The organism is Sphingomonas pollutisoli, assembly GCF_029167165.1.
Lineage (GTDB): Bacteria > Pseudomonadota > Alphaproteobacteria > Sphingomonadales > Sphingomonadaceae > Sphingomonas > Sphingomonas pollutisoli.
The window spans coordinates 475662-493577 of the sequence record NZ_JARFNJ010000004.1; the positions used below are offsets into that span (position 1 = coordinate 475662).

The 17916-nt window shown below is 66.8% G+C and carries 17 protein-coding genes; 6 read left to right on the forward strand and 11 right to left on the reverse strand.

The annotated features are described in order from the left end of the window. Nucleotides 1-57 precede the first annotated feature (57 nt). The 3 genes from PX554_RS11510 to rsmA are packed head-to-tail and all read left to right on the forward strand — an operon-like array spanning nucleotide 58 to nucleotide 3258. Nucleotides 58-1428: a peptidylprolyl isomerase gene (locus PX554_RS11510; RefSeq protein WP_338061589.1), complete on the forward strand. Its 1371-nt coding sequence runs from the start codon at nucleotides 58-60 to the stop codon at nucleotides 1426-1428. Nucleotides 1429-1444: 16 nt separating this feature from the next. Beyond that, nucleotides 1445-2437, forward strand: a complete 993-nt coding sequence (gene pdxA, locus PX554_RS11515; protein WP_275501843.1) for a 4-hydroxythreonine-4-phosphate dehydrogenase PdxA — start codon at nucleotides 1445-1447, stop codon at nucleotides 2435-2437. Next, complete coding sequence (gene rsmA, locus PX554_RS11520) at nucleotides 2434-3258, forward strand: 16S rRNA (adenine(1518)-N(6)/adenine(1519)-N(6))-dimethyltransferase RsmA (RefSeq protein ID WP_275501845.1); 825 nt, start codon at nucleotides 2434-2436, stop codon at nucleotides 3256-3258. Before pdxA ends, rsmA begins: the two co-directional genes overlap by 4 nt. 96 nt (nucleotides 3259-3354) lie before the next feature. Here rsmA and secA read toward each other — a convergent pair whose 3' ends face one another. The 3 genes from secA to PX554_RS11535 form a co-directional block, all read right to left on the reverse strand. Then, on the reverse strand, nucleotides 3355-6087 hold the full coding sequence (secA, locus tag PX554_RS11525; RefSeq protein WP_275501849.1) for a preprotein translocase subunit SecA: 2733 nt from the start codon (nucleotides 6085-6087) through the stop codon (nucleotides 3355-3357). A gap of 114 nt (nucleotides 6088-6201) precedes the next feature. Beyond that, entirely contained in the window at nucleotides 6202-6456 is a 255-nt protein-coding gene (locus tag PX554_RS11530; protein WP_275501850.1) for a hypothetical protein, read from the reverse strand. Nucleotides 6457-6533: 77 nt separating this feature from the next. After that, nucleotides 6534-8453 carry a glycosyltransferase gene (locus tag PX554_RS11535; RefSeq protein ID WP_275501852.1) on the reverse strand — a complete coding sequence of 640 codons (1920 nt, stop codon included), beginning with the start codon at nucleotides 8451-8453 and terminating at the stop codon, nucleotides 6534-6536. Nucleotides 8454-8652: 199 nt separating this feature from the next. On the opposite strand from PX554_RS11535, the gene argJ reads away from it, so the two are divergent. Together argJ and PX554_RS11545 are read left to right on the forward strand one after the other, a co-directional pair. Beyond that, on the forward strand, nucleotides 8653-9882 hold the full coding sequence (argJ, locus tag PX554_RS11540) for a bifunctional glutamate N-acetyltransferase/amino-acid acetyltransferase ArgJ (RefSeq protein ID WP_275501854.1): 1230 nt from the start codon (nucleotides 8653-8655) through the stop codon (nucleotides 9880-9882). A gap of 3 nt (nucleotides 9883-9885) precedes the next feature. After that, on the forward strand, nucleotides 9886-10494 hold the full coding sequence (locus PX554_RS11545) for a glutathione S-transferase family protein (RefSeq protein ID WP_275501858.1): 609 nt from the start codon (nucleotides 9886-9888) through the stop codon (nucleotides 10492-10494). Between the two features lie 227 nt (nucleotides 10495-10721). Here PX554_RS11545 and PX554_RS11550 read toward each other — a convergent pair whose 3' ends face one another. The 8 genes from PX554_RS11550 to PX554_RS11585 form a co-directional block, all read right to left on the reverse strand. Next, nucleotides 10722-11252: a F0F1 ATP synthase subunit B family protein gene (locus tag PX554_RS11550; RefSeq protein ID WP_275501861.1), complete on the reverse strand. Its 531-nt coding sequence runs from the start codon at nucleotides 11250-11252 to the stop codon at nucleotides 10722-10724. Nucleotides 11253-11264: 12 nt separating this feature from the next. Continuing rightward, nucleotides 11265-11759, reverse strand: coding sequence for a F0F1 ATP synthase subunit B family protein (locus tag PX554_RS11555; protein WP_093220074.1), 495 nt, complete (start codon nucleotides 11757-11759; stop codon nucleotides 11265-11267). Between the two features lie 16 nt (nucleotides 11760-11775). Then, a complete protein-coding gene (locus PX554_RS11560; protein ID WP_010164404.1) occupies nucleotides 11776-11988 on the reverse strand; it encodes a F0F1 ATP synthase subunit C in 213 nt (70 codons plus the stop codon). 59 nt (nucleotides 11989-12047) lie between these two features. Then, a complete protein-coding gene (locus tag PX554_RS11565) occupies nucleotides 12048-12827 on the reverse strand; it encodes a F0F1 ATP synthase subunit A (RefSeq protein WP_093220078.1) in 780 nt (259 codons plus the stop codon). Next, entirely contained in the window at nucleotides 12824-13174 is a 351-nt protein-coding gene (locus tag PX554_RS11570) for an AtpZ/AtpI family protein (RefSeq protein WP_093220080.1), read from the reverse strand. Before PX554_RS11570 ends, PX554_RS11565 begins: the two co-directional genes overlap by 4 nt. Before the next feature lie 186 nt (nucleotides 13175-13360). Then, complete coding sequence (locus tag PX554_RS11575; protein ID WP_275501863.1) at nucleotides 13361-13747, reverse strand: YdbL family probable chaperone protein; 387 nt, start codon at nucleotides 13745-13747, stop codon at nucleotides 13361-13363. Continuing rightward, the gene (locus PX554_RS11580; RefSeq protein ID WP_338061587.1) at nucleotides 13747-13920 is read right to left on the reverse strand and encodes a YnbE family lipoprotein; all 174 of its coding nucleotides are present in this window, start codon (nucleotides 13918-13920) and stop codon (nucleotides 13747-13749) included. The genes PX554_RS11575 and PX554_RS11580 overlap by 1 nt, the downstream gene beginning before the upstream one ends. 56 nt (nucleotides 13921-13976) lie before the next feature. After that, nucleotides 13977-17162, reverse strand: a complete 3186-nt coding sequence (locus tag PX554_RS11585; protein ID WP_275501864.1) for an intermembrane phospholipid transport YdbH family protein — start codon at nucleotides 17160-17162, stop codon at nucleotides 13977-13979. A gap of 68 nt (nucleotides 17163-17230) precedes the next feature. Between PX554_RS11585 and radC the strand changes: the two genes are divergently transcribed. Further along, entirely contained in the window at nucleotides 17231-17914 is a 684-nt protein-coding gene (gene radC, locus PX554_RS11590) for a RadC family protein (RefSeq protein WP_275501865.1), read from the forward strand. Nucleotides 17915-17916: the final 2 nt, after the last annotated feature.

Here is a 17916-nt window from a genome sequence, read left to right on the forward strand (position 1 = left end):
GGGTACGTTCGGGGTTTGCGCGGGCACGCGCGGGATGGGATTTTTGACCACGTGAAGATGATGTCGATCAAGGTGGCCCGGTTCGGCCGCATCATGGCTCTTGCCGGCACCGGCCTCGCGGCAGTGGCGATGACGGCATCCTCGATCGCGCAGACGGTGGGCGACGACAGCACGCCGCAGACCTCGCTCGACATTCCCAACAACCTCCAGATCTTCGGCAAGGTCGATCCGAACGTCCGCAAGGCCACGGCGATCGTCAACGACAGCGTCATCACCGGTACCGATGTCGATCAGCGCGTCGGGCTCATCATGGCCGCGAACCAGCTCAATCTCAGCGCGGAGGACAAGGAGCGCCTGAAGCTCCAGGTGCTGCGCTCGCTGATCGACGAGACGCTCCAGATCCAGGACGCCAAGGCCAACGACGTGTCGATCACCCAGGAGGAGATCAACCAGGCGTTCAACCGGGTCGCCGGCAATTTCGGCAAGTCGCCCGCCGACTTCCGCGCCTATCTGCGCCAGTCGGGATCGTCGGATCGCTCGCTCAAGCGCCAGATCGAGGCGGAACTGGCGTGGAGCCGCTACCTGCGCCGTAAGGTCGAGCCGCAGGTCAACGTCGGCGACGAAGAAATCAAGATCATCATGGACCGGATGACCAAGTCCAAAGGCAGCGAGGAATATCACCTCAAGGAGATCTATCTCTCGGCCGGTCCGGATCGCGCGCAGCAGGTGTTCGATCAGGAAAAGCAGATGATCGCCGAGATCCAGAAGGGCACCAAGCCGTTCGAATATTATGCGCAATATTCCGAGGCGACGACGCGCAGCACCGGCGGTGATCTCGACTGGGTGAGCGCGAGCCAGCTCGGCGCGCTGCCGCAGAGCCTTGCGGAAGCGGCACGGGAGATGAGCGTCGGCCAGATCGCCGGCCCGATCGAGGTGCCGGGCGGCTTCTCGATCCTGTATCTGGTCGACAAGCGCAAGGTGCTCGAAGCCGATCCGCGCGACGCCAAATTGTCGCTCAAGCAGATCAGCGTGAAGTTCGCGCCCAATCTGACGCAGGCGGATGCCAACGCCCGCGTCGCGCTGTTCGCGAAGGAAATCCAGGGCATCCACGGGTGCGGCGGCGTCGCCACGGTCGCATCGACGATGGGCGCAGACGTGGTCGATAACGACGCGGTCAAGATCCGCGATCTGCCGCCGCAATTGCAGGAGATCCTGCTCAAGCTGCAGGTCGGCGAGTCGACCCCGCCGTTCGGATCGCAGAAGGATGGCGTGCGCGCGCTGGTGCTGTGCGGCCGTGACGACCCCAAGGACAGCAGCCTGCCGGGCATCGACCAGATCCGCAATCAGATGGAACAGCAGCGCGTCAACCGGCGCGCGCAGCAGATGCTACGCGATCTGCGGCGCGACGCCGTCATCGAATATCGCTGATCGGGAGGAACAGGGGATGATCCAGCCGCTCGCCGTCTCGATGGGCGATCCGGCCGGGATCGGCCCGGAGATCATCGCAAAAGCCTGGGAGCGACGGGCGACACGCGGACTGCCGCCGTTCTTCGCGGTCGGCGACGCGCGCGCGGTGGCGAAGGTCTGGCAAGGGCCGGTCAGCGTCATTCGTGATCCCGCCGAGGCGGCTGGCGCATTCGATGCGGGCCTGCCCGTGCTCGGCGTCGCCGACGGCGGTGAGATCACGCCGGGCAGCCCGGATGTGGAGGGCGCACGCTGCGCGCTGAGGGCGCTGGAAATGTCGGTCGGGCTGGTCCAGTCGGGGGCGGCAGGCGCGCTCGTCACGGGGCCGGTTTCCAAGGCGCAGCTCTATCAGATCGGGTTCAGCCACCCCGGCCAGACAGAGTTCGTCGCGGAACGCTGCGGCATCGCGGGCGAGAATGCGGTGATGATGCTCGCTGGCCCCGGCCTGCGCGTCGTGCCGATCACCACGCATGTGCCATTGGCGAGCGTGGCCGGATTGCTGTCGATCGAGTTGATCGCTGCCAAGGGCCGCGCGACCGCGCGCGGGCTGGCGCGCAACTTCGGCATCCTGAACCCCCGCCTCGCCTTCGCCGGCTTCAACCCGCACGCCGGCGAGAGCGGCAAGATCGGTCGCGAGGAGATCGATTTGATCGTGCCGGCGATAGAGCTGCTCCGCGGCGAAGGCATCGATGCGAGCGGACCGTTCGCCGCCGACACGATGTTTCATGACCGCGCACGCGACGGCTATGACGCCGCGCTGTGCTGCTACCACGATCAGGCGCTTATCCCGATCAAGACACTGTATTTCGACGACGGGGTGAACATCACGCTCGGCCTGCCGATCGTGCGGACCTCACCCGATCACGGCACCGCCTTCGGCATCGCCGGCAAGGATATCGCCCAGCCAGGCGCGACGATCGCGGCGCTCGCGATGGCGGGCGACGCGGCGACGCGGCGCGCTGCACGGGCGTGAAGCCGCTCCACGACCTGCCGCCGCTGCGCGAGGTGATCGCGCGCCACGGACTCGCCGCGAGCAAGGCGCTGGGGCAGAATTTCCTGCTCGACGCGCAGTTGCTGGCGCGGATCGCGCGCGTACCCGGCGATCTCACCGACGCCGAGGTTCTGGAGATCGGCCCCGGCCCCGGCGGCCTGACGCGAGCGCTGCTCGGTGCGGGCGCGCGGGTCACCGCGATCGAACGCGACCATCGCTGCATCCCCGCGCTGGCCGAACTCGGCGAGGCGTTTCCGGGGCGGCTGCGCGTGATCGAAGGCGACGCGCTGGAGATCGACGCGCCGGCCCTGTTCGAGGGCAAGCCGCATATCGCCTCCAACCTGCCGTATAATATCGGCACCGCTCTGTTGGTCGGCTGGCTGAGCGCCGAGTGGCGGCCGTGGTGGCGCAGCCTGACCTTGATGTTCCAGCGCGAGGTCGCCGACCGGATCGTCGCGGGCGTGGGCGACGATGCTTATGGGCGGCTCGCGATCCTCTCCCAATGGCGCAGCACCGCGAAGCTCGCCATGCCGGTGCATCGCTCCGCATTCACGCCTCCGCCCAAGGTGATGTCGGCGGTGGTGCATATCGTGCCCGCCGACGCGCCCGCCGACGTCGATCTCGGCGTGCTCGAACGGCTGACGGGGGCGGCGTTCGGCCAGCGCCGCAAGATGCTACGTCAGAGCCTCAAGCCCGTCCCCGGCGCGCTGGCGGCGCTGGAGGCGATCGGCATCGATCCCGCCCGGCGCGCGGAGACGGTATCGGTCGCCGAGTTCATCGCGCTGGCGCGGGCAGCCCGCTAACCGTCGCCCCGGCGCTGGCCGGGGCCGCTCCATTTTGTGTAAGCGTTTCGAAGATACACGACGGCCCCGGCCTGCCGCCGGGGCGACGTCAAGCCCTTATACCGCGCCGTGGCAGTGCTTGTACTTCAGCCCCGAACCGCACGGGCACGGCGCGTTGCGGCTGACGTTGCCGGCCCACTGCGCCGGGTCCTGGCCAATCTCATGCCCGTCCGGACGCGGGATCGACAAGGTCGGGATCGCGCTCGTCACCATGCCCGCGCCGTCGAAATCATAGGTGTCGTCCTCGCCCGTGAACGGATCGAAGTGCGTCGTGATGAAATCAGGGAGTTCGGGCAGTTCGGGCGGCGCCTGGAACTGGAACTCGGCATAGGCGATCGTCCGCGTCACTTCCTCACGGATCATGTCGAGCATGCGCTGGAAGAGCTGGAAAGCCTCCTGCTTATATTCGTTGATCGGCGTCTTCTGCGCATAGGCGCGCAGGTGAACGACCTGGCGCAGCGCCTCGACGGTGGCGAGATGCTCCTTCCAGTGATGGTCGAGGTTCTGGAGCAGGATCGACTTCTCGATCTGCACCCAAGTCTCGGGCGCGAGCGCTTCGGCCTTGGCGGCGACATGCGCGTCGGCGGCGGCACGGACCCGCTCCTCGACGATCTCGGGATCGATCGCTTCCTCCGCGAGCCACTCATCGACGGGCGGCGCGATGTTGAGCTGCGACCGGAGCTTCTCCTTCATGCCGGCGATATCCCATTGTTCGGGATAGGTGCCGGGCGGGCACGCCTCACCGACGATCGCGTTGACCGTCTCGTTGCGCATGTCCTCGACGACATCGCCGACCGTCTCGGCATCCATGATGTCCGAACGCTGCTCGTAGATCACCTTACGCTGGTCGTTCATCACGTCGTCATATTCGACGACCTGCTTGCGGATGTCGTAGTTGCGCGCCTCGACCTTCTTCTGCGCGGTCTCGATCGCCTTCGACAGCCATTTCGAGCCGATCGCCTCGCCGTCGCCGATGTTCGAGCGCATCATCCGCGCGAACAAAGTGTCCGGGCCGAAAATGCGCAGCAGATCGTCGTCGAGGCTGAGATAGAAGCGCGACAGGCCGGGGTCGCCCTGGCGACCCGAACGGCCGCGCAACTGGTTGTCGATGCGGCGGCTCTCGTGGCGTTCGGTACCGAGCACGAACAGCCCGCCGGCGTCGAGCACCGCCTGCTTCTCGGCGGCGATCTCCTGCTTGATGCGCGCCGCCTGCGCCTCATATTCGGGCGTGCCTTCGACGAGATCGGGATGCTCGTCCATCATGCGGAATTCGAGGTTGCCGCCGAGCTGAATGTCGGTGCCGCGACCCGCCATGTTGGTGGCGATCGTCACCGCGCCACGACGACCGGCCTGCGCCACGATATGCGCCTCCATCTCGTGGAAGCGCGCGTTGAGCACCTTGTGCGGCACCTGCTCCTGCACGAGAAATTCGCTCAGCAATTCGGACTTCTCGATCGAGACGGTACCGACCAGCACCGGCTGGCCTTTTTCAGCATGGACGCGGATCTTCTTGGCGATCGCCTGGAACTTGTCCTGCGTGTCCTTGTAGAATTCGTCTTCCTCATCGACCCGCTTGACGGGCACGTTGGTCGGAATCGTCACCACATTCATCTTGTAAATGTCGTAGAATTCGGCCGCCTCGGTCGCCGCCGTGCCGGTCATGCCGGCGAGCTTGGGGTACATGCGGAAATAGTTCTGGAAGGTGATCGAGGCCATCGTCTGGTTCTCGGGCTCGATATCGACACCCTCCTTCGCCTCGACCGCCTGATGCAGCCCGTCCGACCAGCGCCGGCCGTCCATCATGCGGCCGGTGAACTCGTCGATGATGACGACCTTGCCGTCCTTGACGATATAATCGGTGTCGGCCTTGAACATCATGTTCGCGCGCAGCGACTGGTTGACGTGGTGGACGACCTGCGTGTTCTCGAAATCGTAGAGGTTGGCGCCTTCGAGCAGCCCGGCCGCCTCGAGCATCCGCTCGACCTTCTCGGTGCCGTCTTCGGTGAGGATGATCGTCTTCTGCTTCTCGTCCTTCTCGTAATCCTCAGCCGTGAGCTGCTTCACGACGAGATCGACGCTGCGGTACAGGTCGGTCTTGTCGTCGGTCGGGCCGGAGATGATGAGCGGGGTGCGCGCCTCGTCGATCAGCACCGAATCGACCTCATCGACGATCGCCATGTTGAACGGCCGCTGCACCATCGAGCCGCGATCATACTTCATGTTGTCGCGCAGGTAATCGAAGCCGAATTCGTTGTTGGTGCCGTAGGTGATGTCCGACGCGTACGCATCGCGGCGCTGCTGATCGCTCAGGTTGGGGACGATCACGCCCGTCGTCAATCCGAGGAAGCTGTACACCTGCGACATCCAGCCGGCATCGCGCGCGGCGAGATAGTCGTTGACGGTGATGACATGGACGCCGGTGCCGGGCAGCGCGTTGAGATAGGTCGCGAGCGTCGCCACCAGCGTCTTGCCCTCGCCGGTCCGCATCTCGGCGATTTCGCCACGGTGAAGGACGATGCCGCCTATCATCTGCACATCGTAATGGCGCTGGCCGAGCGTGCGCTTGGCCGCCTCACGCACCGTCGCGAACGCTTCGGGCAGAATGCTGTCTAGGCTCTCGCCATTGCCCAGTCGCTCGCGGAACGCAACGGTCTGCGCGGCGAGTTGATCGTCCGACATGGCCGAGATCGTCGGCTCGAAGCCGTTGATCTTGTTGACGATCGAACCGAGCGATTTGACGTAGCGTTCGTTCGAGGAGCCGAACAGGGTTTTGGCAAGGCCGCCGAGCATGGGGATGTCCTGTATGTTCAAGAGGAGCGCGCGCGGACATCGGCCCGGCTGCGGTACTGTCGGGATGGAGATGGTGGCGCGCCGCGCGAAATGCGAGCCGCGCCAGCGGCGCCGTTATTCGCGCCGCCGCTCGCCGCGAACGGGGATCGACGCGATCAGCACGAACGCGCGCGCGGCGGAATAAGCGAGCACGGTGCTGACGGCAGGCACCCGCTGCGCCTGAACGATCGCGGCAACCGCGCGTGTGGCGGATGGTACTGCGATGTGGCCACGGGCGGAAACCTGCTCGATCTGAACCGCGATATCCGGCGCGCGCGTACCGGTGATGGCACCGGTCAGCGCGGACAGCGCGGCACAGAGGAAAAGCACGAACTCCATAGTCGGAGTGCGCTGTAATGCGCTTCGTCGCACGCGTCCATCCATTCGACGAACCGCGAGGCGAGCCGTTACGCCGCCTCTTTCACCGATGCCGGGAAGTTCGGTGCGGATGCGGCGGGTTCGGCGAGAGCCGCCAGCCGCTTCTCGCTCAGCCATGCCATCAGCGGCGCGCACAGGAAGCGGATACCGGAGGCGGCGGCGGCCATCGCCACCAGCAGGCCGACATCGTCGGTGTCACTCTTGCGCAGTGCCAGCGCGGCTACGATCAGGACGATGTGCGCGAGGCCGATCAGCGTCTCGGGCAACGTCTCCTTCAGCGCGCGCATCCCAGCGGCCTTGCCCTGGAACTTGGGCGTGCGCCGCCAGCCGAGCGGGCGCGGCGACAGGCCGGCGATACCGCCGAGCATCTGGATCCAGGTGAGCGAGTTGCGGGCGATCTCCCCCAGCACCATGTCGCGGATGCTGTGGCAATCGCTCAGCCGGTAGCGGAACCAGGTGCTCGCCAGCGTGCCGACCAGCGCCAGCCAGGCGGCGACCCAGAATGGCGTCGGCAGGTTGAGGGTCGGCACCTCGCCGAGCGCTATCAGCGTGACGCTGACGATCGCGCTGCCGAAACCGAACACCGTGCCGAACACGCCGAGCAGCGGCTCGACTCCGCGCTGAAGTTCGAGCAGCTTCGACCACCAGTTGATCTGCGGCGAACCACCCCAACGGATCGGCAGATACAGTCGCCAATGGCGCACGAGTTGCTGCACCGGCCCCGCGATCCAGCGGAAACGCTGCTTCTTGTAATCCTCGAACGTCTCCGGGATCAGCCCGCGCCCGAAGGTCTCGCGCAAGTAGATGCCGTCATAGCCGAGCGCGCGAATCCGCACCGACACTTCCGAATCCTCGGTGAGGCACCATTCCGCCCACAGCCCGGCATCGATCAGCGCCTGCTTGCGGATGATGCACATCGTCCCGATCGTGATCGCCGAATTATACTCGCTGAGCCCGGCCATCTCGATCTTGTTGTTGGGCATGTATTCCCAATAACAGGCGGTCAGATAGGCGCTTTCCTCATGCTCGCGGTAATCGTGCGGAGTCTGGACGTAGCCGATCTTCGGGTTCTCGAAGAAGGCGGCGAGGCGCGACAGAAAATCGGGGGTCGAGAAATAATCCGCGTCGATCACGGCGATCAGCTCGGCGTCGGGCGACACGAAACCGCCCTTCATCAGATAGTTGAGCGCGCCCGCCTTGGCGCCGTCGAGCGGGGCGACGTGGAAGAACTGGAAGCGGTTGTCGCTGCGCCCGGCGTTGAGCTTGGCGCAATAGTCCTGCACCGGCATCCACAGCGCCGGATCCTTGGTGTTGTTGTCGATGACGAGGATCTCGTAATCGGGATAGTCGAGCGCGGCGAGCGCATCGATCGTCGCGATCACCACCTCGGGCGGCTCGGCATAGCAGGGCAGATGGATCGACACCTTCGGCGCGCGGCGCGGGTGGAGCGGATCGGCCGGTTCGACCGGGCGCTGCCATTCGCGATGCGTCATCAACGCCTGCCGCGACAGCGCGACCGCGAACGAGACGAGCAGCCACACCGCCGAGAACACGCTGGCGATCACCGCGAGCACCATCATCCACGTCGGCATATGGCCTTCGGCGAGCAGCCGCAGCGTCCAGGCGGTGCCGACGATCCAGCCGAGCGGCAGCATCGCGAGCTGTTGCGCACCCGCCATCGTCAGACGCGGCAGCCCGAAGCGCAGCCCGAGCGTAACGAGCGTCGCGACGCCGGTAACGAGCACCGATCCCGCGATCACGCCGGTGGCGAGGCTAGCGACCACGCCGCATGCCACCATCGACAATGCGAGTTCGGCGGGTTCACGCTGGAGATCGATCTTGACGACGAAGGGGCGGTGGATGGTCATGACCATCAGGATCACCGTACTCACGCTCATCGCCGCAAGAAAGACGAGGCCGGGATCAAGAATCTCGCGTGTGATCGACATTGGCAGGCTGTGCTCCGATTGGCATCAGATGCGGGTCTGCGGTCTATGCCTTGTCAGAACCCCCGTTCAGGTCCGATACGATTGATCCCATGTACTAGTTCCATTGGAACGATATGGAAACGTCTTTGGTCGGCTTCGCCAAACGATCCGTCGCGTGCGGGGTCTTGCCTTGGCCGGCGCGCGATCTAAGGGCGGAGGCATGACTTATGCCCGCTCGCCGCTCGCGCCCGCCGCCTTCCCCGCCCTCCCCGACGTCGCCGGTGTCACCGCGCATGTCGCGCGCGCGGGCTATAAGAGCTGGGACCGCTGCGACCTGACCTTCGTCGCGCTCGACCCCGGTACGGCGGTGGCGGGCGTGACGACGCAGAGCCGCTGCCCCTCGCCCGAGGTCGAATGGTGCCGCAAGGCGCTGACGCTGGGCGCGGCGCGCGCGCTGGTCGTCAACGCCGGCAACGCCAACGCCTTCACGGGGAACCGTGGTCGCGCCGCTGTCGAGGCGATCGCCGCCCGCGCGGCTGGGCGGCTCGGCTGCCAGCCATCGGACGTGTTCGTGGCATCCACTGGGGTGATCGGCGTGCCGCTGCCGATCGACAAGGCCGAAGCCGGGATCGACGCCGCGCTGGTCGCACCCGCCTGTACATGGGAAGACGCGGCGGCGGCGATCAGCACCACCGACACCTTCACCAAGGGCGCGATGACGACCGCGATCGTCGATGGGCGCACGGTGACGTTGGTCGGGATCATCAAGGGATCGGGCATGATCGCGCCCGACATGGCGACGATGCTCGGCTTCATCTTCACCGATGCGGCGGTCGAACCGGGGTTTCTGCAAGCCGCGCTCGCCGAGGCGAATCGCACCAGCTTCTCGTGCATCACCGTCGATAGCGACACTTCGACCAGCGACACCGTATTGGCGTTCGCGACCGGCCAGGCGGGCAATGCGCCGCTCACCGCCGCCGAGGATGACGGCGCCGATGCGTTCCGCGCCGCGCTCTCGGACCTGTGCCTGCAACTCGCGCATCTGGTGGTGCGTGATGGCGAGGGCGCGACCAAGTTCATCGAGATCGCCGTGACCGGCGCCGAGAGCGACCGCAGCGCGCACCGCGTCGCGCTGTCGATCGCCAATTCGCCGCTGGTGAAGACCGCGATCGCGGGCGAGGACGCCAATTGGGGCCGCGTGGTAATGGCGGTGGGCAAGGCCGGCGAACCGGCCGAGCGCGACCTGCTCTCGATCCGGTTCGGCGACACTCAGGTCGCGACCGGCGGCCTGGCGGTTGAGGGCTATGACGAGGCCCCGGTGGCGGCGCATCTCAAAGGCAGCGAGATCGAGATCGGGGTCGACCTCGGTCTCGGCGAGGGTCGTGCGACGGTGTGGACGTGCGACCTGACGCATGGCTACATCTCGATCAACGCCGATTACCGGAGCTGACCCGTGCTGACGCTCTGGGGCCGGCTCAACTCGCACAATGTCAAAAAGGTCGCGTGGCTCGCCGAGGAGATCGGGCTGCCGTACGTCCGGCATGATGTGGGCGGCGCGTTCGGCATGTCGGCTGAGTATCTGGCGCTCAACCCCAATGCGCTCATCCCGACGATCGAAGATGACGGGGTGGTGCTGTGGGAATCGAACACGATTCTGCGCTATCTCGCCGCCAAATACGCGCCGTCGCTATGGCCCGCCGATCCGGCGTTGCGGGCGGTCGGGGATCGCTGGATGGACTGGCAATTCGGCTATGCCGATGCGCAGCGGGGCGCGTTCGTCCATCTCGTCCGGCGATCGTCCGAGTCGCGCGACGCGACGGTGATCGCGCGCTCGGCCGAGGCCTGCGCAGCGCAGATGGCGGTTTTGGAGCGGTATCTCGGGGAGACGCCGTGGCTGTCCGGCGCGGCGTTCGGGATCGGCGACATTCCGATGGGGGTGTATGCGCACACCTGGTTCACGCTCGACATCGCGCGGCCGGAGTTGCCGTATGTGCGGGCCTGGTATGAGAAGCTTGTGACGCGGCCGGGTTTTGCCAGTCAGGTGATGATCCCGCTGACATAAGGGTAGCCACGACAAACCCCGTTCGTGCCGAGCGTGTCGAAGCGCGTGGCCCGGGGCGAGACGCTTTGGGCATGCACTTCGACAAGCTTAGTGCGAACGGGTTTGTTTGTTAGCGGTCGCCGGAGCACAAAGGCACCAGCCCAAACCGTTCGTGTCGAGCGAAATCGAGACACCTGCGGTCCGGGCCTGTCCCTCGACGATGATCGGGACGAACGGTGCAGGATAGCTTAGTTCAGCCGGCCAAGCCCAGCGATGGTGCGATCCACCAGCGCCCGATCGGCATCGGCGCCATGCTGCTCCGCGAGGATCGTGGCGGCTGCGCGCGTCGCCGCATCGGCGGCGATCGCGCGAACCTCGGCGATGGCGGTGCGTTCGGCGGCGGCGATCTTGTCTTCGGCCATCTGCTGACGCCGCTTGACCAGATCGGCAGCGTCGGCTTCCGCCTTGGCGAGCATCGCCTTGGCTTCGGCCTCCGCATGCGCGACGATCGCCGCGGCGTCACCGGCGCTGGCGGCGTTGCGCGCCTTTGCCTGCGCGAGCGCTGCCTCGGCTTCCGCGCGCAGCTTCGAGGCTTCCTCAAGCTGAGTCTTGATCGTCGCGATGCGCGCGTCGAGCATACCGGCGATCATCTTCGGCACCTTGGCGGCGATGATGATGCCGATCACGACGAGCATCGACAAAGCGACGAACATCGGGGGGGTGATGCCCATGAACGCGAGCTCATGGTGGAGTTCAACGGTGCCGGTGCGAGCCGTCATGGTGGGGTCCCTTCAGCCATGCGCCAGTTCCGCCTTCACCTGCTGTTCGATCCGCGCGCGATCGACGGTGACGCCGGACAGTTTGGCGAGGATCGATTCAACCGCTTCAACCGTCGCGGTTTCAATCTCGGACACGGCGGTCTGCTTGGCCGAGGCAACCGCTTGGGTCGCCTCCGCCAGCCGTGTCGCCGCCGCCGCGTCGCCCGCCTTCAGCGCAGTCTCGGCCTGAGCGGTCGCGCTCGCCTTCGCTTCAGCGACCGCCTTGGACGCTTGCGCACGGGCGGTATCGAGGCCCGCCTGATAGCGTTCCTCGTCGGCGCGCGCGGTGTCCCGCGCGGCCGCCGCCGCGGCGATGTCCCCCGAGATGCGCGCGTCACGATCGTCGATCGTGCGCTCGATCTTGGGGACCATCGCCTTGCCGATCCCGAAATAGATCAGCGCGAATACGATCGCGAGCCAGAAAAGCTGCGAGGCGTAGATCTCGCTGATCTGGGATAGCTGCGGCATCTCGGTGTCTCTTCGCTTACTTGACGACGAAGAGGATGAGGATCGCGACGACGAACGCGATCAGGCCGAGCAGTTCCGACGCGGCGAAGCCGATGAACAGACGGCCCTGCTGGCCATCAGCCGCGCCCGGATTGCGCAGCGCGCCTTCGAGGAACGAGCCGAACACGTTGCCCACGCCGAGCGCGGCGAGGCCGACGCCGATCGCTGCGAGGCCGGCACCGATGTACATTGCGCCAAGATCAGTCATGATAAACTCCCTGAGAAATACGATAGGTCAATGATACGGACTTAGTGCAGATGCACCGCGTCGTGAAGGTAAAGCGAGGTCAGCAGCGCGAACACATAAGCCTGGATCGCGCAGACCAGCAATTCGAGCGCGCTGACGCCGACGATCATGATGAAGCTGAGGATCGCGACGACCGGGCCGAGCGCGCCGCCGGCGTTGAGGCCCTGCACCACGAAGCTGCCGAACACCTCGAGCAGGATGTGCCCCGCCGTCATCGCCACGAACAGTCGCAGGCCGAGGCTGAACGGGCGCACCATGAACGAGACGAACTCGACCGGGATGATGACCGGCATCAGCCACGCCGGCGCGCCGTGCGGCACGAACAGCGAGAAGAACTTGAGGCCGTGCTTGGCGAAGCCGACGACCAGCACGATCGCGAACGAGAAGAACGCGAGCACGGCCGTCACCGTGATGTGGCTGGTCACCGCGAAGGTGTGCAGCCCCGGCACGATCGCGAGCGGCAGCACGCCGACCAGGTTCGAGATCAGGATGAAGAAGAACAGCGAGAAGATGTAGGGCGCGAATTTCTTGCCGCCCTTGCCGATGCTGGTGCCGACCATATTGTCGATGAAGCCGACCATCATCTCGACCAGCGCCTGCCAGCGGCCCGGCACCAACTGGCGCTTGAGCCCGCCGCTCACCAGTACGGCGAGCAGGCCGCCCACGATGACCATGAACAGCGCCGAATTGGTGAAGGAGATGTCGAAGGCGCCAAGATGGATCGGTCGCGTCAAAGGCGCGACGTGGAACTGCTCCATCGGGTCGATTCTGCCGGCGCTCATTCGGCGCGCTCCTTCGAAATACGGTAGATGTTGCGGAAAGCGGCGATGATGCTGAGCGTGAGGAGGATCAGCAACGCCCAGGGGCTGGTGCCGAACCAGTGATCGATCGCCCAGCCGAGGATACCGCCGCCGAGCGGCGCGCCGATGAGTTCCATCAGCACGCGCGACCCTTGAGCATACCCCTTCGGCTGCGGCTTGACCGGCTTCGCCACACGCATCTCGTCCGCCGCCTTCGCCTGCGCGATACGGTGATCTAGATCGTCATTGTGACGAAGGTCGGCCAACACCCCAGCATCCTGATAAGAAAACGCCGCCGCGCGGTGCGCGACGACGAAAACATGGGGCATCACCCCCGTTGCCGGTGCGTTTAGAAAAGGGGTGCAGCCAAGTCAACCGCAACGGCAGCCACGGCAAAGCAAGGATTTCCGCTGTGTCACCCGACATTTACCGTGGCGGCATCGCCGGTTTATCTATGATAGCGCTCGCATACGGCCGCGTTTGTCCGCGCGCCGAGGCGAGCGGACCGATATTCCTCAAACGCAGCGCGAATCACGCTCGGGCGGGGCGGCGGTGCGAGTCGCCCAGATGCCCGCGGGCGTCTTGTACTTCTCGCCCGGCACCGTCGCCGCGATCAGGCGGCAGCCGGAGGTGAAGGCCATCTGCTCGACGGTCGCGCCAGCGGCGGCGGTCTGGGTGTATTTCGCCTTGCGCTGGATGTTGATGTTGTTGACCAGCGCGCGCAGCTCGGGGCTCGCCGCCCCGACCACACCGAGATAGCCATCAGGCTGCTCGCCGATCTGGCCAGCCGAACGCGCCGCCTGATAGGCAGGGTCGCGCTGCGCGAGGGCGGGCGCCACCGTGGCGACTTGGGCCGCGGCGAGCGCGGCGGCGATGACGACGATGCTACGAACGGTTTTCATCAGAAAATCCCCGGGTTCGACTGGATCAACGACTTCGCCTCGCCATCGAGGCGATAGACGACCTCCTGAGTCACGCTGATGTTGAGATTGATGACGATCGGCTTGTCGGGCGCGGTGACGTTGACGCACCCCCCGGCCAGCATCGGCGTCAGCGCGCCGGCGATCATCGTCATTTTCTTCATCCTGTGGCTCGTCGGTCTCCGCATCGGCTTCGTCAATCCTGTTTCGGTCATGGCACGGTCTCGCTTGCGGGAGGCTGAACGGGGATTCGCGCGGCGTCCTTGCGCTGCTGCTGCTCCATCAGCGCGGGCAGGTTGCGTTCGATCAGCCGCTTGGGATCGTAGAAGGACTGCGCCGAATCGATGAGTTGGCGGAAGGGCGCGCGGATCGTCAGGTTGAAGACGAGCGGCAGCTTCTGGAGCCGGTCGAACAGGAAGTTGCGTTTGGCCCCTTTGCCCTGCGCGACGCCGGCGAACTTGACCTCGGTGATCATCTCGCCGGCGAGCGGGCCGTTCATCACCACGCCGAGGCTGCCGTAGCGAAGCGACTTGAGCGCCTGGAACGCGAAATTGCCCCAGGCGCCGAGATCCTTCTGGCTCACCTCGCCGACATAGGCGATCGTGCCGCCGTCGTCCTGCACGGTCAGCCGGCCATTTTCGATCCGCCCGCCGCTCTCGTCGAAGATCATCGGCAACACGCCGTCGAAGCTGCCGGTCGCATCGAGATTCTTGAAGTCGAACTGCTGCAGGAACTGCGCGGCGTCGAGCGAGCTGACCCGGAAGGTCATGTGCCGCTCGACCGGCTGCGAGAAATCGAGCAACGTCGGCTCCAGCACCAGCGCGCCGCCCGCGAACGGCCAACGCCCGTCCTCGACCATCACCCGCGCGCCGGCGAGCGTCTGCAACCGGATCGTGCCGTCGTTGACCGGCACGCCGGGATTGATCGTCTTGACGGTGATGGTCTGCGCGGGCGCGCTTTCAAGCGCAAGGAGATCGGTGAAGCGGATCGTGCCCGCGATGCCCGTGACGGGGCCGAACGCGGCCGCAAGATCGGTGCGCTCCGTGCCGAACGCGCCGCTACTGGTGATGCCCGCCTTGTCCCAGCGGATATGCCCCTCGCCTTTCACCGTGCCCGCGACATCGGCGATCACGCCGAAGGTGAGCGGGGTCAGCGCGTCCGGCTGGAACGTCTTGTCGAAGGTGATCCCCGGTACGCCGAGATCGGCATGACCCGATGCATCGCCGAGATCGTGGACGATACTCACGTCGGCGACTTTGACCTGCTTGGTCGGCTCGACCAACGTGCCGGTGGTGATGATCCTGCCGTCGGCGAGCGTAAGCGTGACCGCTTTGGCGACGAGCGGCTTGAATCTCGGCGTAGCGTTGCTGTCGGCGACGCTCAGAGCCCCGTCGAGCGCGAGTTTTCCGGCGGCGAAGCGCCAGAGTCCGGCGGCACCCGAAAGCGCGAGCGGCACATTGGCGATCCGGCCACCGCCGCCGGTGAAGCCGCCGCCAAGAGCGTTTCCGACCATGCGACCGTCGAGCGCGGCGAAATCGAGCCGGGTCTGGCGATCGGCCGGTCCGACCCTCGCCGAGACACCCGCGAGCGCGAAGCCGGGCGTACCCAGCCGCACGCTGCCGCCGCGCGCCGACAGCGCGAGCGGCGCACCGCCGATGCTGCCACGGAGATCGGTCGCGGGCAGGCGCGCGCCGCCGCCGAGCCGCCCGTCAGCGAGCGTCACCAAGCCCGCGCCGACAGGGCACAGGGTGAGCTTCGCGGGATCAAGCGCGAGGCTCGACACGGCAACCCGCGCGACCGCGAGCGGCGTGCAGGAGGGATTGACGATCACGCGGTCGCGACCGTTCCAGTAGAGCGACAGCGGCGCCGTCAGCCGCTCGACGCGCCCGCCGGAGAGCGGCCCCGACAGCGCGACACGGGTCTCGACATGCGTGTTGCCGCCGGGCGTGGCGGAAAAGCGCACCGACGTCAGGGCGAGTGTCGCGCCGCCGGTGGTGTATGGCGCGACCGTCGCCATGCCGACGATCGCGGCGCCGGGCCGGCCCTGCGCGAGCGTGAGGCGGGTAGCCGGGAAGCCGCCGCCGTCGAGCGCCGCCTCGGTGTCGATCCGCGCGCCCCCGCCCGGCCAGCCATATGCGACACCCTTGCCGCCCGAGAGCGCCAGCCGCGCACCCGATGCGCTGTGGGCGTCCAGCCGCGTCAGCGTCACACGCCCGCGCGCACCGTCGAGCGTGGCGGCGACATCCGCATCGAAGTCGGCGGAACGCAGCGCGGCTTCGCTCGCGCGGGCCAGGCCGTCTAGGATCGGCGCGACTGGGGTGCTGGCGTCGCGGCTGCGATAGCTGGCGACGCGACGGCGCAAGGCGGCGTCGGCGGTGATGCCGGTGCCGCGTAAGGTGCCCGAAGCCTGGCTCCGCCCGCCAGCGACCGCGAAACGCCCCGCGAACGCCAGGCCGCGCCCCGTCGCGCCGGGCAGGGTGGCCGCGCCGGTCCGCAGATCGGCGGTGCCGCTCGTGCCGCGCGGCGTGCCGGTGAAGCCGATCATGCCGCCGATCGCCTCCGCGCGCGCCCCTGCGCCGGTCGAGGAGTCCAGCGCGAGCCGAACCTCGCCGTTCCAGCGTTCCAGATGCGCGCCCAGCGTCACGTTGATCGTCGCTGCCGGGAAGCGCGCGGTGACGCCGCTGCACGTGCCTTGGGCGGCGCGCACCGGCCCCGCGATCGTCGGTCGTCCCGCGATGGTCGTCAGCGTGAGCGACAGCGCCGGGTCGCTGAGCGTACAGCCGCCGCTCGCAAGCTGTTCGCTCACCGCCGTCACCCGCCCGGAAAAACCATCGTCGAGGCGCCCGCGCCCGGAGAATTTCGCGCCGACCACGCCGTAGGGTGTCTCGAGCCGCATTCTCACGTCGTCGGCATCGAGCCGGATCGCCGGCAGCGCGAACGGCGCAGCACCGCCGGACGGCGGCATCAGCCGGTCGAGCGTGCCGAGCGACAGCTTTCCATCCGCCAGCCGCGCCGCCACGCGGACATGCCCGGCGCGCAGCCCCGTCACCCGCGCCCCGCCGGTGCCGAGCACCGTATCGAGTTCGATCCAGTCCGCGACGAGATCGGGATGCGCGGGATCGCCCAGCACGACATGGGTCAGCCGCTGTCGGTTCAGGCCCAGGTCGGCGATACGGTATCGCGCCGGCACGCCATGCGCCGCGAGGAAGCGGTCGACATAACCGCGCGCGATCTGCTTGCGCTGGGTCCACGCCGTCACCAGCGCGACCAGCAGCATGATCGCCAAGACCAGCAGGATGCGCCGCAGCCGCGTGAAGCCGATACGCGGCGGCGCCGGCTCGGCCAACGGCTGTTCGGTCGGTTCTGCCGTCACGCCATCGCCTGCACGCCCGCTCATGCTTCCCCTTTAGTCGGATCTCCGGCGATTGCACGCGACCGCAACGCGGATTAATCGCAGGAACAGCGATGACAGTTCCCGAATCCGACCATGCGGGCCATCGCGCCCGGCTGCGCAAGCGGCTCATCGAGCGCGGCGGTGAAGGGCTGCTCGATCACGAACTGATCGAATATCTGCTCGCGCTCGCGATCCCGCGTCGCGACACCAAGCCGCTCGCCAAGGCGCTGCTCGCCGAGTTCGGCGGAATCGGTGGACTGCTCACCGCCGATCCCGAAGCGCTGGCGCGCATGCCGGGCATGGGCGAGACCTCCGTCGCGGCGATCAAGATCGCGCACGCGGCCGCGATCCGGTTGGTCAAGGCCGAGGTGGCGGCGCGGCCCGTGCTCGCCAACTGGCGGGCGCTGCTCGATTATCTGCGCGCCGACATGGCGCATCACCGGATCGAGCGGGTGCGCGTGCTTCACCTCAACGCGCGCAACATGCTGATCCGCGATGAGGTGATGAACGAAGGCTCGGTCGACGAGGCGCCGGTCTATGCCCGCGAAGTGATCCGCCGCGCGATAGATCTCGGCTCGGCGGCGATCATCCTCGTCCACAACCATCCGAGCGGCGATCCCTCGCCGAGCCGCGCCGATATCGACATCACGCGCAAGGTCGGCGAGGCCGGCAAACGCCTCGGCATCACGCTCCATGACCATATCATCATTGGTAGCGATGGACATTCCAGTTTACGCGCTATGGGACTGATCTGACA

Excerpts from the sequence above, each read along its gene's own strand:
- PX554_RS11560 (WP_010164404.1), bottom strand. The coding sequence starts at position 11,988 with ATGTACATCGGTGCCGGCCTCGCAGCGATCGGCGTCGGCCTCGCCGCG.
- PX554_RS11555 (WP_093220074.1), bottom strand. The coding sequence starts at position 11,759 with ATGCCGCAGCTATCCCAGATCAGCGAGATCTACGCCTCGCAGCTTTTC.
- radC (WP_275501865.1), top strand. The coding sequence starts at position 17,231 with ATGACAGTTCCCGAATCCGACCATGCGGGCCATCGCGCCCGGCTGCGC.
- argJ (WP_275501854.1), top strand. The coding sequence starts at position 8,653 with ATGACTTATGCCCGCTCGCCGCTCGCGCCCGCCGCCTTCCCCGCCCTC.
- PX554_RS11570 (WP_093220080.1), bottom strand. The coding sequence starts at position 13,174 with ATGCCCCATGTTTTCGTCGTCGCGCACCGCGCGGCGGCGTTTTCTTAT.
- PX554_RS11585 (WP_275501864.1), bottom strand. The coding sequence starts at position 17,162 with ATGAGCGGGCGTGCAGGCGATGGCGTGACGGCAGAACCGACCGAACAG.
- PX554_RS11550 (WP_275501861.1), bottom strand. The coding sequence starts at position 11,252 with ATGACGGCTCGCACCGGCACCGTTGAACTCCACCATGAGCTCGCGTTC.
- pdxA (WP_275501843.1), top strand. The coding sequence starts at position 1,445 with ATGATCCAGCCGCTCGCCGTCTCGATGGGCGATCCGGCCGGGATCGGC.
- PX554_RS11535 (WP_275501852.1), bottom strand. The coding sequence starts at position 8,453 with ATGTCGATCACACGCGAGATTCTTGATCCCGGCCTCGTCTTTCTTGCG.
- secA (WP_275501849.1), bottom strand. The coding sequence starts at position 6,087 with ATGCTCGGCGGCCTTGCCAAAACCCTGTTCGGCTCCTCGAACGAACGC.
- PX554_RS11510 (WP_338061589.1), top strand. The coding sequence starts at position 58 with ATGATGTCGATCAAGGTGGCCCGGTTCGGCCGCATCATGGCTCTTGCC.
- PX554_RS11580 (WP_338061587.1), bottom strand. The coding sequence starts at position 13,920 with ATGACGATGATCGCCGGCGCGCTGACGCCGATGCTGGCCGGGGGGTGC.
- PX554_RS11565 (WP_093220078.1), bottom strand. The coding sequence starts at position 12,827 with ATGAGCGCCGGCAGAATCGACCCGATGGAGCAGTTCCACGTCGCGCCT.
- PX554_RS11575 (WP_275501863.1), bottom strand. The coding sequence starts at position 13,747 with ATGAAAACCGTTCGTAGCATCGTCGTCATCGCCGCCGCGCTCGCCGCG.